Consider the following 15,657-nt stretch of genomic DNA (forward strand, 5'->3'; position numbering starts at 1 on the left):
CTGCTGCGAGGCGGCTCTTGTCCGGCATCACTGGTTTGCGCTCTGCCATGCTGAAATTTCACCATCATGTTTGAACGCCTGCCCGTTTTCTTTGCGGCTCTGTGGTGGGGCAGCCTGAGCGCCATCGGCTTCGTGGCCGTACCCATGCTGTTTGCCCATCTGCCCACGCCGGCTCTGGCGGGTTTTATGGCGGCCAAGCTGTTCGCCGCCCAGACCTGGATTTCCATTGCATGTTGCGCTCTTCTGCTGGTGTTTTCAAAACGAAAACATGCTGAAAAGATTGAGCAATGGGCACAGGCAGCTATCGGTTTTGTGATCGCCGGCATGTTGCTGGCGCTGCTGGTGCAGTACGGCGTATCGCCCAGGATCGTGGCGCGCGAGAACCTCAGGCTCTGGCACAGCGTGGGCACCGGCATGTATGCGCTGCAGTGGCTGTGCGCCGCCATCGTGCTGTGGCGTGTGGCGGGCGCACGCAAGCCGGCTTGATCCAGTGCAAGCCTGTTCCATCCGCGGGGAGTAAACTGCCGAAGCCATGGAATCTCAAATCGTAAGAATCGACGCGACGGACTGGAGCAATGTCCGGGGACGCGATGAATGGACTGCCGCCGTCGAGGCCGGCAAGGTGCTGTACTTTCCGCAGCTGACCTTCCAGCTGACCGAGCAGGAGAGAACGCTGCTGCGCCCCGATGTGCGCGATCCCAAGACGCGCAATATCAGCCTCAATGTGGACGGCTCCATCAAGGGCGTGGCGGGCGATGTGGCCACCCGGCAGCAGGTGGCGGCCATGGTCGGACGCTTTCGCGAGCAGGCCAAGGCGTTGATCGCAGGCCTGTTTCCTGCTTATATGCCGCAGGTGCGAATGGCGCCCACCAGCTACCGGCCCTCGCAGGTGGAGACGCGGGCGCAGTCCTGGCGTGCCGACGACAAGCGCATGCATGTGGACGCTTTTCCTTCTCGGCCCAACTATGGCGAACGCATTCTGCGCGTGTTCACCAATGTCAATCCCGACGGCCAGCCGCGGGTCTGGCGTGTGGGCGAGCCGTTCACCGATGTGGCCAAGCGCTTCGTGCCGCGTGCCAAGCCATACAGTGCCTGGCATGCCAAGGTGCTGGAGCTGCTGCATGTGACCAAGTCCTATCGCAGTGAATACGATCACCTGATGCTGCAGCTGCACGACGGCATGAAGGGCGACGCCGACTACCAGAAGAACGCACCGCAGGAGACCGTGGCGTTCGCGGCAGGTTCCACCTGGGTGTGCTTCTCCGATCAGGCCGTGCATGCCGTCATGTCGGGCCAGTACATGCTGGAGCAGACGCTGTTCCTGCCGCCCGGCAGCGAATACAACCCGGCGGCCAGCCCGCTGTCCATACTCTCGCGCATGAAGGGGCATCCGCTGGTCGATGCCAAATATCGCTGATCCATCGGTCAGGCGAGCACAAAAAAGGCGTTGAACCTTGCGGTCAACGCCTTTTGTTTTTGAGGCTGCAACAGCAGTCGTCCTTCAGCCCCAGGCCTTCTCGATCCACCTGGCCGGCTCGATATGGCGAAAGCGCTTGTTGCGACGGCCTTCCAGTGCGTCGGGCGGGTTCACCTCGCCGTGGAAGATCACGATGCGCGCATCGGCCGGAGGCAGCGGCTCCTTCCAGTAGTTGGTCGGCCAGGTCGGAATGCAGTAGTACTTGAAGCTGGGGCACCAGGCGGCAGGCCAGTAGTCCAGCTTGCCCTGCCGGTGCAGAAAGTGCGACAGGTACTCCTGCTCGTTGCGGTACTTGGCGCGCATTTCTTCGGTGTGCGCCCGGAAATGCTCCAGCACATCGGCATGGGCACCCAGCTCGAAGCGGTAGACTGAGGAGTTGCCGACAATGCGCTCGCCGAAGCGCCAGAAACGCGGGTAGTCGTGAATGATGCGGAACTCGCCAGGAAGCGTGAAGAACTCGTCGAGGCTGCCCACGATCACCACATCCAGGTCCAGGAACAGCGCCTGACCCTTGAGACCGTGCAGGTCCCGCTCGAAGGTGGTGAGCTTCTTCCAGGCGCCGTCACGTTGGCCGGGAGCCAGATGAATGTTCAGGTCGGGAATGGGGAAGCACTCCACCTCGGAGCGAATCCCCTCTGTGCTGTCGGTCAGGCAGACAAAGCGAAAATCTCCGCTGAGATGGCGGCGCACCATGGCGTAGAGTCGGTTGACGTACTCCGGGCCGTATTTGGTGCCCCATTTCATGCAAAGAATATGGCGTGGCTGCTGTGTGGTCTGAACCATGGGTTGGCGGTCTTGGCGAGGAAATATGGCAGATGGGCGGGCAGGCGGTGCTGATCAGCAGATCAGTCCTGACGGCCTTTCTTGACCGACTTTTGCTTGGGCTTGGCGCGCTTGATGGTGCCGCCGGCGGTCAGGCGCTGATTGCCGAGCACGCGCAACTGCTTGACTTCGGGCTTCTGGCCGGCGCGACCGAACTTGAGCACCTTGACGTCGCGAGGACCGGGCATGCGGTCTTCGTCAAAGGCCTTTTCCTTTTCGGGGATCGGGCGCCACAGCACCAGCAGCTTGCCGATGTGCTGGATGGGTGCGGCGTTCAGCTCGTCGCACAGTTGTTGGTAGATCTGCTCGCGGGCCGCTCGGTCGTCGCCGAAAACGCGGACCTTGATCAGGCCATGGGCATTGAGTGCGGCGTCCACTTCCCTCTGAACGGCAGTGGTCAGACCATCGCCACCGATGAGGACGACGGGGTCCAGGTGGTGGGCTTCGGCGCGGTGTTCCCGGCGCTGCGCGGGAGTTAATTCAATTTGGGGCATACCCGTATTATCAAGGCTGCGAGAATTCAGGCATGAAAACCAAAACCAAAAGCAAGAAGGTCAATAAGAATTGGCTGCACGATCACATCAACGACCCGTATGTGAAAGCCGCCCAGAAGGACGGTTATCGTGCCCGCGCGGCCTACAAGCTCAAGGAAATTGACGAGTCGCTCAAGCTGATCCAGCCTGGCCACACCGTGGTGGATCTGGGCTGCGCTCCCGGTGCCTGGAGTCAGTACGTGCGCCGTCGTCTCTCGCCCAGCGGTGCGGCGGTGGGCGAGCTCAACGGCCGCATCATCTCGCTGGACCTGTTGCCCATGGAGCCCATCGAAGGCGTGCATTACATCCAGGGCGACTTCCGAGAAGAGGCGGTGCTGGCCCAGCTGGAAGAAGCCATGGGCGGCGGCAAGGCCGACGTGGTGGTTTCGGACATGGCCCCCAATCTGTCCGGTCATGGCGCGACGGACGGGGCGCGGGTCGCGGTGCTCATCGAGATGGCCGTCGACTTTGCGATCAACAACATGAAGCCCGAGGGTGCGCTGGTGGTCAAGCTTTTCCACGGCAGCGGCTACAACGAGCTGGTGGATCTGTTCAAGCAGACCTTCAAGGTGGTCAAGCCCATCAAGCCCAAGGCATCGCGCGACCGGTCTGCCGAAATTTTCCTCGTGGGTGTGGGCCTGAAACAGAATTCTTGATGCAGCCGCCGGATTGCATAGGGGCATTTGACCTCATGCTTTGCTGCAGCAAGCCAGTGAAACTGATAGCGTAAAGCCCTGATAAAACACAGGCTTAGAGCCGATTGTCCGTCGAGCCATGGCTTGCCTATGGCCGCTATAGGGGGAAATAGGCGTCCCGGGCGCTTGAAACACCTAAAATGAACCTCAACTGGGTCTGGAGTCCCTTCCGGGCCTCTACGTCTGAATATTCCATTGGAGCCCCCTTGAACAATCAGTGGTTTTCAAAAGTCGCCGTCTGGCTGGTCATCGCCATGGTGCTGTTTACGGTGTTCAAACAGTTTGACACCCGAGGTGCTGGCGGTGCCTCTCATGTTGGCTACTCGGAATTCCTGGAGCAAGTGCGCAACAACCGGATCAAGAGTGCCACCATTCAGGAAGGTGCCGGTGGTACCGAGGTCGTCGCCACCACTACCGACGACCGCAAGATCCGCACCACGGCCACCTACCTGGATCGCGGCTTGGTGGGCGACCTGATCAACAACAACGTCAAGTTCGACGTCAAGCCACGTGAAGAAGGCTCGCTGCTCATGACGCTGCTCGTGAGCTGGGGCCCCATGCTGCTGTTGATCGGCGTATGGGTGTACTTCATGCGCCAGATGCAGGGCGGCGGCAAGGGCGGAGCCTTCAGCTTCGGCAAGTCCAAGGCACGCATGCTCGACGAGAACAGCAACACCGTCACCTTTGCCGACGTGGCGGGTGCCGATGAGGCCAAGGAAGAGGTCAAGGAAGTCGTGGACTTCCTCAAGGACCCCAACAAGTTCCAGAAGCTCGGCGGTCGTATTCCCCGTGGTCTGCTGCTGGTCGGTCCTCCCGGCACCGGCAAGACGCTGCTGGCCAAGTCGATTGCGGGCGAGGCCAAGGTGCCTTTCTTCTCGATCTCGGGTTCCGACTTCGTTGAAATGTTCGTCGGCGTGGGCGCGGCCCGCGTGCGCGACATGTTCGAAAACGCCAAGAAGAATGCACCCTGCATCATCTTCATCGACGAAATCGACGCTGTCGGTCGTCAGCGTGGCGCCGGCATGGGCGGCGGCAACGACGAGCGCGAGCAGACTCTGAACCAGATGCTGGTCGAGATGGACGGTTTCGAGACCAATCTCGGGGTGATCGTGGTGGCGGCAACCAATCGCCCCGATATTCTGGATGCGGCCTTGCTGCGTCCCGGTCGCTTCGACCGCCAGGTCTATGTGACGCTGCCCGATATCCGTGGCCGCGAACAGATTCTGAATGTCCACATGCGCAAGATCCCCGTGGGCCAGGATGTGAACCCGGCCATCATTGCGCGCGGAACGCCCGGCATGTCGGGGGCCGACCTGGCCAATCTCTGCAACGAAGCGGCGCTGATGGCGGCGCGCCGAAATGCGCGTACCGTGGAGATGCAGGACTTCGAGAAGGCCAAGGACAAGATCATCATGGGTCCCGAGCGCAAGACCATGGTCATGCCCGAGGAAGAGCGCCGCAACACGGCCTACCATGAGGCAGGCCATGCCCTCATCGGCAAGCTGCTGCCCAAGTGCGATCCCGTGCACAAGGTCACCATCATCCCGCGCGGCCGTGCGCTGGGCGTGACCATGAGCCTGCCCGAAAAGGATCGCTACTCCTACGACAAGGAGTACATGCTCAACCAGATCGCCATGCTGTTCGGTGGCCGTATTGCTGAAGAAGTGTTCATGAACCAGATGACGACTGGTGCCTCGAACGACTTCGAGCGTGCGACCCAGATCGCCCGTGACATGGTGACGCGCTACGGAATGAGCGATGCACTGGGCACCATGGTCTACTCCGAGCAGGAAGGCGAACCCTTCCTGGGCCGTACCTTCAGCCGCGGCTCCAATCTGTCCGAGTCCACCATGCAGAAGGTGGACGATGAAGTGCGTCGTATCATCGATGAGCAATATGCGCTGGCGCGCAAGCTGATCGAAGACAATAGCGACAAGATGCACGCCATGGCCAAGGCCATGCTGGACTGGGAAACGATCGACGCCGAACAGCTCAACGACATCATGGCCGGCAAGGAGCCTCGTCCTCCCAAGGACTGGACACCTCGCAATCCTCCCTCGTCGGATGGCGGCAACTCCTCCGGAGGCAATCCCGCATCGAATGCCGAGCCTTCACCGACTACGGCCTAAGCGCCACGTCTCCGCGACAAAAGGTCCCTCAGGGGCCTTTTGTTTTTGTACTCTCAGATATCGGAAGATCTATGTCGCAACAGTGGCAAACCTCGCGTTTTCTCTTGCAACTCGACAAGCCCCTGGTCATGGGCATCGTGAATGTGACCCCGGACTCTTTTTCTGACGGAGGCAAGCATGCCGGGGTATCCCAGGCCATGGCCCATGCAGAACGGCTGCTCTCGCAGGGAGCCCATATTCTGGACATAGGCGGTGAGTCCACCAGGCCCGGATCACCCGCAGTCAGTCTGGAGGACGAGCTGGCGCGCGTTCTGCCCGTGCTGCGCGAGGCCGTCAAGCTCCAGGTGCCCATCTCCATCGATACCTACAAGCCCGAGGTCATGGCAGCATCTCTGGATCTCGGCGCCGACATCATCAACGACATCTGGGCGCTGCGCCAGCCCGGTGCCTTCGAGACGGTGAGCCGGCACGACAGTTGCGGGGTCTGCCTGATGCATATGCACAAGACGCCGCAGGACATGCATCTGGAGCACATGCAGGGCAACGCCGTGGCGCAGGTGCGGGACTTCCTGCTCCAGGCAACGCAGCCCTTGCTCGATGCCGGCGTCGCGCGCTCGCGCATCGTCTGGGATTACGGCATTGGCTTCGGCAAGAGCGTGGTACAAAATTTTGCCTTGCTTGCACATCAGCGTGAGTTGCTGGACCTAGACTTCCCGCTGCTTGCAGGCTGGTCGCGAAAGGGCTCCCTGGGGCAGGTCAGCGGACTGTCAGTGGACCAGCGCATGGTGCCCAGTGTGGCTGCGGCGTTGCTGGCAGTCGAGCGAGGGGCCAGAATCGTGCGTGTCCACGACGTGAAGGACACGGTGGCCGCCCTGGCCGTCTGGCAGGCCGTGCAGGATGCGCAGGCACTGCAGGACTGATGACAGAGTATTGAATCTGAAAAGGATAAAGAAACTATGGCAAGACAGTACTTCGGCACGGACGGGATTCGCGGCACGGTGGGCAAGTCCCCCATCACTCCTGACTTTGCCCTGCGCCTGGCGCATGCCGTCGGGCGCGTGCTGCGCCGTACCCAGGAGCGCCCTCTGGTGCTTATCGGCAAGGACACCCGTATCTCGGGCTATATGCTGGAGAGTGCGCTCGAATCGGGCTTCAACTCTGCGGGCGTCGATGTCATGTTGCTGGGTCCCTTGCCGACGCCGGGCGTGGCCTATCTGACGCGTGCCCAGCGTGCCAGCCTGGGTGTGGTGATCAGTGCCAGCCACAACCCGTTCTATGACAACGGCATCAAGTTCTTCAGTGCCGAGGGCACCAAGCTGCCTGATTCCTGGGAAGAGGATGTGGAAGCCGCCCTCAAGGAGGATCCCGTCTGGGTGGATTCCGCCTCGCTGGGCAAGGCGCGACGCCTGGCCGATGCCGCCGGCCGCTACATCGAGTTCTGCAAAAGCACTTTCGATCACAGCCTGTCGCTGCGCGGTCTGAAGATCGTGGTGGATGCGGCCCATGGCGCGGCCTATCAGATTGCTCCCAAGGTCTTTCACGAGCTCGGTGCCAGCGTGGTGGAAATCGGCTGTTCTCCGGACGGCCTCAACATCAACGAGGGCGTAGGTGCGACCCATCCCGAAGCGCTGGTCAGGGCCGTGCGTGCCAACAATGCCGACTACGGCGTGGCACTGGACGGCGATGCCGACCGGCTGCAGCTGGTCGATGCCCAGGGCCGCCTCTACAACGGCGATGAGCTGCTCTATCTCATGGCGGCCGATCGTCTGGCGCGCGGCGATGCCGTGAGCGGCGTGGCCGGAACCCTGATGACCAATATGGCGGTGGAACAGGCGCTCCGGGCTCAGGGCGTGGGCTTTGTGCGCGCCAAGGTCGGAGACCGCTATGTGCTGGAAGCACTCACTGCCAAGGGCTGGCAGCTGGGCGGGGAAAGCTCGGGTCACCTGCTGGCGCTGGACAAGCACACCACCGGCGACGGCCTGGTCAGTGCCCTGCAGGTACTGCAGGCCTGCGTACGCTCCAAGAAGACCATGGCCCAGTGGCTGGAGTCCGTGAAGCTGTTTCCCCAGGTCATGATCAACGTGCGTCTGCTGCCGGGGCAGGACTGGAAGAACAATGCCAAGCTGCCCGGAGAGCAGGCGGCAGTCGAGAAACTGCTGGGCAGTGACGGTCGCGTGCTGATCCGTCCCAGTGGCACCGAGCCCCTGGTGCGCGTCATGGTGGAGGCCAGAAGCGCGGACATGGCCAGCAACTGTGCCGAGCGCCTGGCCGAGGTGGTCAGGGCCAGCTGATGCTGTGCAAAACCGGGTGGTTGTCATGCTGTCATGATGACAGTCATATTTTGGTCATGTAATTGTCATAAACCACCGGCAGACTGCGGGCATGCCCCCAAGGGCGCTTCGAGCTTTCGCAGGCTGCTGCCACATGTCCCAATCCGTACCCGGTCCCGACTCTTTTTTTTCCGCTGCCACCGACTCTTCTACAGGACAGGTCCCGGCCTCAGCCTCTCACTCCGTCTGTCAGTTGCCAGAGGCAGGGCCCGCATCCCTGGGCCTGGCGAACGGCCCGCTCATGCCGGCGCTGGCCGGCGGCCCGTCTTCGGTTGCGCTGGCCGCCGGCACCGGGCACCATGAGGTGCCCGGTGCCGTCTCCGATGCGGCCCCTGCGTCATCATCCGTCCCTGCCAGAGCGCCGCGCCGACGCCGTGCGGCGTCCAAGAACGAGGTACTCATGCCGCCTGTGATCGAGCCGACCCTGGAGCTGCTGGACCGCGATCAGAGCATTCTGGTCTTCAACGAGCGCGTGCTGAGCTGGGCCGAGCGCGAGGATGTACCTTTGCTTGAGCGCCTGCGCTATCTGTGTATCGTGTCCTCCAATCTCGACGAGTGGTTCGAGGTGCGCTGCGCCCCCCACGTCTCGGCAGCCAAGGTGGGCGACGAGCAGGGGCTGTACTCGCGTGCCAGCTTCCAGCGGCTGATGACCACGGCCCACGGTCTGGTTTCCAGGCAGTATCTGCTCTACAACCAGGCCATCATCCCGGCGTTCGACAAGCATGCGATCCGTCTGGTCTCGCACGGCGAGCGCAGCGTGGCGCAGCGCAAATGGGTGCGCGAGTACTTCATGCGCGAGGTTCAGCCCCTGCTGATGCCAGTGGGCCTGGATCCGTCCCACCCCTTTCCGCAGGTCGCCAACAAGGCCCTGAATTTCATCGTGCGCCTCAATGGCGTCGATGCCTTCGGGCGCGCCAACGAGGTGGCCATCGTCAAGGTGCCGCGCGCCTTGCCGCGCCTGATCCGTCTGCCGGAGAAGATTTCCGGCAAGCAAAAGCTGTTTGTCAGCATCTCCAGCGTCGTGCGCGCACATCTGGCCGAGCTGTTCCCGGGCCGGGAGGTGTCCGAGTTCTCGCAGTTCCGCGTCACCCGTCACTCCGATCTGGCCGTGGACGAGGACGATGTGGTGGATCTGCGCATGGCCCTGCGTCAGGGTCTGCACCACCGTCATTACGGGCAGGCCGTGCGCCTGGAGGTATCGTCCTCATGCTCCGTGGTGCTCTCGGATCTGCTGCTGGAGCAATACGGCCTGCCAGCCGAGGCGCTGTTCCGCGTCAAGGGGCCTGTCAATCTGGTGCGCCAGATGCAGCTGATCGATCTGGTCGATGATCCGGCCCTGCTGTTTCCGAAGTGGAAGCCGGCTTGGCCCACCCAGCTCGTGCCCGGCCGCTCCATCCTCGCGCAGATGCGCAAGAGCGACATCATCATCCACCAGCCCTTCGAGAGTTTCGACGGCGTGCTGGAGTTGCTGCGCGAGGCCGTGAACGATCCCCAGGTGCTGGCCATCAAGCAGACCATCTATCGCACGGGTACCGACTCCGAGATCATGAGTCTGCTGGCCGAGGCCGTCAGCCGTGGCAAGGAGGTGCTGGCCGTGCTGGAGCTCAAGGCGCGCTTTGACGAAGAGGCCAACATCAACTGGGCGGAAAAACTGGAGTCGCTGGGCGTGCAGGTGGTCTATGGCGTGGTCGGACTCAAGACTCACGCCAAGATGCTGCTGATCACGCGGCGCGAAAAACGCAACAACCAGCTCAAGCGCTATGCCCATCTGTCCACGGGCAACTACAACGCCCGCAGCGCGCGCCTGTATACCGACATCAGCCAGTTGACCTGCGATGACGAGATCACGGCGGATATGGATGCGGTGTTCCGTCATCTCTCCAGCCATAACACCATGCCCAAGCTGCAAAAGCTGGTCATGGCGCCATTCCATCTTCAAAATCGCATGCTGGAGCTGATCGACCTGGTGGCCGCGGCCGCAGAGCGGGGCGAAAAGGCCCGCATGGTGCTCAAGATGAATGCGCTGACCGACGAGCCCCTGATCCGCGCTCTGGTCGATGCCGGGCGCAAGGGCGCGCAGATCGATCTCATCGTGCGCGGCTCCTGCATGCTGCCGGCCCAGCGTCCGGGCGTCACGGACAATATCCGCGTGCGCTCCATCATCGGGCGCTTTCTGGAGCATTCGCGTGTCTTCTACTTTGCCTGGGGCCAGGGAGAAGAGCTGCTGCTTTCCAGCGCAGACTGGATGAATCGCAACATGCTCAGCCGCGTGGAGCTGGCCTGGCCGGTGCTGGACAAGAAGCTGCGCCAGCGCGTGATTGACGAGTGCCTGGTGGCCTATCTGGGTGATGACCGCGATGCCTGGACGCTGGATGCGTCGGGCGCCTACCAGAAGCCCGAACGTCCCCTGGAGGGAAAGGGGGCGCAGCAGGCGCTGATGGTGCGCTACGGCGGCCAGAGCTTCTGACTCCTCAAGAAAGGGAGCTTGCGGCGCCAGGTATTCAGACTTTCCAGATGACTTTCACGTTGAAAGCGCCGTCTGACATGCACCTGCGGCACTGTTTTTGAAGGCCGGACGACAAAGGGACTGCGAAGCAGTCCCTTTGTCTGTGCCGGGCGCCTGCGTCAACGCAGCTGCAACTTGAGGCTCCAGGGCGTCTTGCTCCAGGCCATCGCTTCCTCTTCCAGCAGGCGTGCCGATTGCGGATAGGTCAGCATCCAGCCCGCGCGGGTGGAGAGCTTGCATTCCGTGCCCGAGCGCTTGATCTGCATGCCCTTCATGTCCGGTTCGCGGCGGGTATGACACAGCTGCACGGCGACGCGCAGCGCCATCAGCGGCAGGGCCAGCTGGGGCGAGTCGATGGCGTCTTCCAGCTTGCGCAGCTTGCCCTGGTGGCCCAGCACCAGCTGACAGATGCGCTGGCGCAGCTCCGGCTCCCAGGTGGCCAGGCCGCAATGCTCGACGATGTAGGCCCCGTGGCGGTGGTAGTTGCTCAGGGCCACACGCATGCCGACCTCGTGGAGCTGCGCAGCAATGGTCAGGGCCTGAGCGCTTTGCGCCGACATGTCGGCAGGCAGTATCTGCTGGTACAGCTCGGCAGCAATGCGCTGCACGCGCAGCGCATGGGGGGCGTCCACGCCGAAGTCCAGCTGCAGGGCGCTGATTTCGGCGGCTTCCTTGTCGGCGGGAGGCTCATGGTCGAGCAGGTCGTGCAAGGCCCCCTGGCGCAGCGCACCCTGGGCGACCTCCAGTTCGGTAATGCCCAGCAGGTCGACCACGGCCATCATCACGCTGATGCCGCCCGCGACCACGGGGCGGCGATCCTCCTTGAGACCCGGCATGCGAAGTCGGTCCACATGGCCGATGTCCAGCAGCATCTCGTAGAGATGGCGCAGCTTGGCGGGCGTGATCACCTGTCCGTCCAGGCCCTGGGCCGTGAGGGCATCCGCCACGGCATTCGCCGTGCCCGAGGATGCGTAGGCGCAATCCCAGGCCGTGCCGGGATAGGCGAACTGGGCCCGGGCCAGGCATTGCTTGGCGGCGGCCACGGCGGCCTGGAAGTTGGCCTTGTTCAGTGCGCCATCACTGAAGAAGCGGCTGCTCCAGGAGACGCTGCCCAGCGCAAACGACGCCACCTGCAGCGGCTGGCTGTGCTGACCGATGATGATTTCCGTGGAGCGCCCGCCAATGTCGATGACCAGACGCTTTTGCTGGCTGGGCACTAGCGAGCTGGCCACGCCGCGATAGATGAGCCGGGCTTCTTCCTCGCCGGGGATGACTTCGATGGGAAATCCCAGCAGGCGGCTGCCATGCGTCACGAACTCGTCGGCGTTCATTGCCTCGCGCAGGGTCTGGGTGGCGACGGCGCGGACATGCGTGGCATCGAAGCCCCGGAGGCGCTCGCCGAAGCGCGCCAGGCATTCCCAGCCGCGTTCCATCGCCTCGCGAGAGAGTTCCTGGCGCGAGTTCAGGCCGTTGCCCTGGCGCACGGTTTCCTTGAGGTACTCCACACGCTCGATCCGTTGATGCGAGCCGATGCGGCCTATTTCAAGGCGAAAACTGTTGGAGCCAAGGTCTACGGCGGCAAGCAGCGATTCTGGAGCCATTTCTGAGCCAATCAATGCGTTGTAGTTATGCGGGTCGTGCACGAGTGGAGCATGAACGATAGGGGCGCTGACGGTACATGTATCGGGCAGTGGAATATGCAATATGCGCCGTCATCGGGCCTTCCGGAAGCTTAGTTCAGCCTCTGTCAAGTCAGGTATTTGCCGCTATTTCCAGCCCGGGCCATTCCCCCGCAGGTCGGCTATTGTGCGGGACAGACTATGTCATACATTGGCAGCACGCCGGCACCAGCCTTGCGACAAGCTGTTACCTGTGATCTGGCGCGGGGACCGAGCATGCAGGTCAAGGCTCAGCAGTTTGCGAATGAAATATGACAATCGCATGACCTGATCAGGCGTCTTTCACTCGGTTGCGCCTTGAAATTTTCATGTCACGACCTTGTCATAAAAGGTTTTTACAGTCCACTCCATCGAATCTTTCAACCCTAAGAGGTCGTTTCATGAAGTTGTCCTTGATTCACGTTCTGGTGGCTGGTGCTCTGTCTGCCGCGGGTATTGCCAACGCCGGCCAGGAAGCTACGGGTGCCGGTGCGAGCTTCCCGGCTCCTCTTTATTCCAAGTGGGCCGCCGACTACCACAAGGCCACAGGTGTCAAGATTAACTACCAGTCCGTGGGCTCCAGCGCTGGTGTCAAGCAGATCGAAGCCAAGACCGTGGACTTCGGTGCTTCCGACGAACCCCTGAAGGACGACGAGCTGGCCAAGAAGGGACTGGTTCAGTTTCCCACTGTGATCGGCGGCATTGTGCCCGTGGTCAACATCAAGGGCGTGGCTCCGGGTCAGCTGAAGCTGTCGGGCCAGGTGCTGGGCGACATCTATCTGGGCAAGATCTCGAAGTGGAACGATCCCGCCATCACGGCGCTGAACCCCGGTGTGGCACTGCCTGATGCGGCCATCGCTCCCGTGCGCCGCGCAGACGGCTCCGGCACCACCTTCGGCTTCACCAACTACCTCTCCAAGGTCAATGCCGAATGGAAGGAAAAAGTGGGTGAGGGCAAGGCCGTCAACTGGCCCACCGGTGCCGGGGGCAAGGGCAACGAAGGCGTTGCCGCCTTTGTGGGTCGTCTGCCCAACTCGATCGGCTACGTGGAGTATGCCTATGTGAAGCAGAACAAGCTGACCTACGCTCAGCTGCAGAACAAGGACGGCGTCTTCGTCGCCCCCGACGATGAAACCTTCAAGGCTGCCGCAGCCGGTGCGGACTGGGCCAAGAGCTTCTACCAGATCCTGACCAACCAGCCTGGCAAGAACGCATGGCCCATCACCTCGGCCACTTTCATCCTGATGCACAAGACCCAGGAAAAGCCCGAGCAGGCGGCCACTTCGCTGAAGTTCTTCGACTGGGCCTACAGGCAAGGTGACAAGACGGCCGCAGACCTGGACTATGTGCCCATGCCCGACGCCGTCAAGAACGTGATCTTCAAGTCCTGGAACGACATCAAGGACACTTCGGGCAAGGTTGTCGCCAAGTAACTCGAGCCATCAGTGAGCAGCGGACTGCCGTGCCGGACGGCATCTCCGCTGCCTGTTTCAACCCTTTGCGAATAAAGGCGCTCACGTGTCCACTACGTCGCCCTCCAGTTCGCTGGCTGCTGCCCCCACCGATGCCGCCAAGCGACGCTCTCCCTCTCCGCCACGTGCTCCGATGATCTCGGGACGTATGGCGGATCGTTTGTTTGGCGGCCTGGCATGCAGTGCAGCGGTTCTGACGCTGGTGCTGCTCCTGGCCATCATGATTTCGCTGATCTTCGGTGCCTGGCCCGCCATCTCGGAATACGGCCTGGGATTTCTGACCAGCAGCGTCTGGGACCCGGTTCAGAACCAGTATGGCGGCCTGGTCATGATCTACGGCACGCTGGCCACTTCGGCCATCGCGCTCATCATTGCAGTGCCCGTGAGCTTCGGGATTGCCTTGTTTCTCACGGAACTCTCGCCTGCGTGGCTCAAGCGCCCCCTTGGGACGGCCATCGAGTTGCTGGCCGCAGTTCCATCCATCGTCTACGGCATGTGGGGCCTGATGGTGTTCGGCCCCGTGCTGGCCACCTATGTGCAGCAGCCGCTGCAGAACCTGCTGAGCGGAGTGCCCTATCTGGGTGCCTTCGTTTCCGGGCCTCCCGTCGGTATCGGCATTCTGTCGGCCGGCATCATCCTGGCCATCATGATCATCCCCTTCATCGCCTCGGTGATGCGCGATGTGTTCGAGGTCACGCCGGCGCTGCTCAAGGAGTCGGCCTACGGTCTGGGCTCCACGACCTGGGAAGTGGTCTGGAAAGTGGTGCTGCCTTATACCAAGACGGGCGTGCTGGGCGGCGTCATGCTGGGCCTGGGCCGCGCGCTCGGCGAGACCATGGCCGTGACCTTCGTGATCGGCAACATGAATCAGCTCAACTCGCTGTCCGTGTTCGAGGCGGCGAACAGCATCACCTCGGCCCTGGCCAACGAGTTTGCCGAAGCCGGCGAGGGTCTGCATCAGGCATCGCTGATCTATCTCGGTCTGGTGCTGTTCTTCATCACCTTCGTGGTGCTGGCCCTGTCCAAGGTGCTGCTCAACCGCCTGCAGAAGAATGAAGGAGCCCGCTCATGAGCCCGACCTCTACCTCCGCCAGGATGATCGATGCGGCCGACCTGGCTGCAGTGCGTCAGGCCAAGTACGACAGGCGCAAGCGCCTCAATCAGGTTGCGCTGACCCTGTCCATGGCCGCCATGCTGTTCGGTGTCTTCTGGCTGGTCTGGATTCTCTGGGAAACCATACGCCAGGGCGTGGGTGGCCTGAACTTCGCCCTGTTTTCGCAGATGACGCCTCCGCCCAACGAAGAGGGCGGTATTGCCAACGCCATCTGGGGCTCGCTGATGATGGTGGCACTGGCCACCTTTGTCGGCACGCCGATCGGTGTGATGGCCGGTGTCTATCTGGCCGAGTACGACAAAAAGGGCTGGCTGGCGTCCACCACGCGCTTCGTCAACGACATTCTGCTGTCGGCCCCGTCCATCGTCATCGGCCTGTTTGTCTACACCGTGGTCGTGGTGCGCTTCAAGAGCTTTTCCGGCATGGCCGGAGTGATCGCGCTGGCGCTGATCGTGATACCCGTGGTCATCCGGACCACGGAAAACATGCTGGTGCTGGTGCCGGCCAGCCTGCGCGAAGCGGCTTACGCGCTGGGCACGCCCAAGTGGAAGGTCATCATCATGGTGACTCTGCGTGCGGCCCGCGCCGGAGTGATTACCGGTGTGCTGCTGGCCGTGGCCCGTATTGCGGGGGAGACGGCTCCGCTGCTGTTCACGGCGCTGAACAACCAGTTCTGGAATGCCGACCTGAGCAAGCCCATGGCCAGCCTGCCGGTGACCATCTTCAAGTTTGCCATGAGCCCCTATGAGAACTGGCAGCAACTGGCCTGGGCCGGTGTGTTCCTCATCACGGTGGCTGTGCTGGGGCTGAACATCCTGGCGCGCTTCATCACCCGCCAGAAATAATTCCAAGGTTCAAGATCATGACTGCAACCATTGCTCCCGCCAACGTCAAGCTGGCCGTGCGCGACCTGAACTTCTA

At 62.2% G+C, this 15,657-nt stretch carries 13 protein-coding genes; 10 read left to right on the forward strand and 3 right to left on the reverse strand.

The window, feature by feature from the left end:
* The first annotated feature begins 66 nt into the window (after window positions 1-66).
* Both E2583_RS18930 and E2583_RS18935 read left to right on the forward strand, forming a co-directional pair.
* The gene (locus tag E2583_RS18930; protein ID WP_291597755.1) at window positions 67-486 is read left to right on the forward strand and encodes a DUF4149 domain-containing protein; all 420 of its coding nucleotides are present in this window, start codon (window positions 67-69) and stop codon (window positions 484-486) included.
* A 46-nt stretch (window positions 487-532) separates the two neighbouring features.
* Window positions 533-1,417 carry a Kdo hydroxylase family protein gene (locus E2583_RS18935; RefSeq protein WP_291597756.1) on the forward strand — a complete coding sequence of 295 codons (885 nt, stop codon included), beginning with the start codon at window positions 533-535 and terminating at the stop codon, window positions 1,415-1,417.
* Window positions 1,418-1,501: 84 nt separating this feature from the next.
* Here E2583_RS18935 and E2583_RS18940 read toward each other — a convergent pair whose 3' ends face one another.
* Entirely contained in the window at window positions 1,502-2,260 is a 759-nt protein-coding gene (locus E2583_RS18940) for a glycosyltransferase (protein ID WP_291597757.1), read from the reverse strand.
* Between the two features lie 62 nt (window positions 2,261-2,322).
* Window positions 2,323-2,793: a YhbY family RNA-binding protein gene (locus E2583_RS18945; RefSeq protein WP_291597758.1), complete on the reverse strand. Its 471-nt coding sequence runs from the start codon at window positions 2,791-2,793 to the stop codon at window positions 2,323-2,325.
* A gap of 32 nt (window positions 2,794-2,825) precedes the next feature.
* On the opposite strand from E2583_RS18945, the gene E2583_RS18950 reads away from it, so the two are divergent.
* The 5 genes from E2583_RS18950 to ppk1 all read left to right on the forward strand — a co-directional run bounded on the left by E2583_RS18950 (window position 2,826) and on the right by ppk1 (window position 10,453).
* The gene (locus E2583_RS18950; RefSeq protein WP_291597759.1) at window positions 2,826-3,488 is read left to right on the forward strand and encodes an RlmE family RNA methyltransferase; all 663 of its coding nucleotides are present in this window, start codon (window positions 2,826-2,828) and stop codon (window positions 3,486-3,488) included.
* Window positions 3,489-3,733: 245 nt separating this feature from the next.
* The gene (gene ftsH, locus E2583_RS18955; RefSeq protein ID WP_003067340.1) at window positions 3,734-5,656 is read left to right on the forward strand and encodes an ATP-dependent zinc metalloprotease FtsH; all 1,923 of its coding nucleotides are present in this window, start codon (window positions 3,734-3,736) and stop codon (window positions 5,654-5,656) included.
* A gap of 71 nt (window positions 5,657-5,727) precedes the next feature.
* Window positions 5,728-6,576 (forward strand): dihydropteroate synthase, encoded by an 849-nt coding sequence (folP, locus tag E2583_RS18960; RefSeq protein ID WP_291597760.1) that lies wholly within the window; start codon window positions 5,728-5,730, stop codon window positions 6,574-6,576.
* Between the two features lie 36 nt (window positions 6,577-6,612).
* Window positions 6,613-7,947, forward strand: coding sequence for a phosphoglucosamine mutase (gene glmM / locus E2583_RS18965; protein ID WP_291597761.1), 1,335 nt, complete (start codon window positions 6,613-6,615; stop codon window positions 7,945-7,947).
* Window positions 7,948-8,386: 439 nt separating this feature from the next.
* Entirely contained in the window at window positions 8,387-10,453 is a 2,067-nt protein-coding gene (ppk1, locus tag E2583_RS18970; protein WP_291597765.1) for a polyphosphate kinase 1, read from the forward strand.
* A gap of 158 nt (window positions 10,454-10,611) precedes the next feature.
* On the opposite strand, the gene E2583_RS18975 is transcribed toward ppk1, so the two are convergent.
* Window positions 10,612-12,093, reverse strand: a complete 1,482-nt coding sequence (locus E2583_RS18975) for a Ppx/GppA phosphatase family protein (protein ID WP_291597762.1) — start codon at window positions 12,091-12,093, stop codon at window positions 10,612-10,614.
* Window positions 12,094-12,551: 458 nt separating this feature from the next.
* Here E2583_RS18975 and pstS point away from each other — a divergent pair, with 458 nt between their 5' ends.
* The 3 genes from pstS (at window position 12,552) to pstA (ending at window position 15,581) form a co-directional block, all read left to right on the forward strand.
* Complete coding sequence (gene pstS / locus E2583_RS18980; protein ID WP_291597763.1) at window positions 12,552-13,583, forward strand: phosphate ABC transporter substrate-binding protein PstS; 1,032 nt, start codon at window positions 12,552-12,554, stop codon at window positions 13,581-13,583.
* A gap of 172 nt (window positions 13,584-13,755) precedes the next feature.
* Entirely contained in the window at window positions 13,756-14,694 is a 939-nt protein-coding gene (gene pstC, locus E2583_RS18985) for a phosphate ABC transporter permease subunit PstC (protein ID WP_325800370.1), read from the forward strand.
* Window positions 14,691-15,581 carry a phosphate ABC transporter permease PstA gene (gene pstA / locus E2583_RS18990; protein WP_291597764.1) on the forward strand — a complete coding sequence of 297 codons (891 nt, stop codon included), beginning with the start codon at window positions 14,691-14,693 and terminating at the stop codon, window positions 15,579-15,581. Before pstC ends, pstA begins: the two co-directional genes overlap by 4 nt.
* Window positions 15,582-15,657: the final 76 nt, after the last annotated feature.

Origin of the sequence: Comamonas sp., assembly GCF_009360615.1 — a bacterium.
In the GTDB taxonomy this organism is placed as follows: domain Bacteria; phylum Pseudomonadota; class Gammaproteobacteria; order Burkholderiales; family Burkholderiaceae_C; genus Comamonas.

Bases quoted from the DNA above. Each gene is read 5' to 3' on its own strand.
- E2583_RS18930 (WP_291597755.1), top strand. From the start codon at position 67: ATGTTTGAACGCCTGCCCGTTTTCTTTGCGGCTCTGTGGTGGGGCAGC.
- E2583_RS18935 (WP_291597756.1), top strand. From the start codon at position 533: ATGGAATCTCAAATCGTAAGAATCGACGCGACGGACTGGAGCAATGTC.
- E2583_RS18940 (WP_291597757.1), bottom strand. From the start codon at position 2,260: ATGGTTCAGACCACACAGCAGCCACGCCATATTCTTTGCATGAAATGG.
- E2583_RS18945 (WP_291597758.1), bottom strand. From the start codon at position 2,793: ATGCCCCAAATTGAATTAACTCCCGCGCAGCGCCGGGAACACCGCGCC.
- E2583_RS18950 (WP_291597759.1), top strand. From the start codon at position 2,826: ATGAAAACCAAAACCAAAAGCAAGAAGGTCAATAAGAATTGGCTGCAC.
- folP (WP_291597760.1), top strand. From the start codon at position 5,728: ATGTCGCAACAGTGGCAAACCTCGCGTTTTCTCTTGCAACTCGACAAG.
- glmM (WP_291597761.1), top strand. From the start codon at position 6,613: ATGGCAAGACAGTACTTCGGCACGGACGGGATTCGCGGCACGGTGGGC.
- ppk1 (WP_291597765.1), top strand. From the start codon at position 8,387: ATGCCGCCTGTGATCGAGCCGACCCTGGAGCTGCTGGACCGCGATCAG.
- E2583_RS18975 (WP_291597762.1), bottom strand. From the start codon at position 12,093: ATGGCTCCAGAATCGCTGCTTGCCGCCGTAGACCTTGGCTCCAACAGT.
- pstS (WP_291597763.1), top strand. From the start codon at position 12,552: ATGAAGTTGTCCTTGATTCACGTTCTGGTGGCTGGTGCTCTGTCTGCC.
- pstC (WP_325800370.1), top strand. From the start codon at position 13,756: ATGATCTCGGGACGTATGGCGGATCGTTTGTTTGGCGGCCTGGCATGC.
- pstA (WP_291597764.1), top strand. From the start codon at position 14,691: ATGAGCCCGACCTCTACCTCCGCCAGGATGATCGATGCGGCCGACCTG.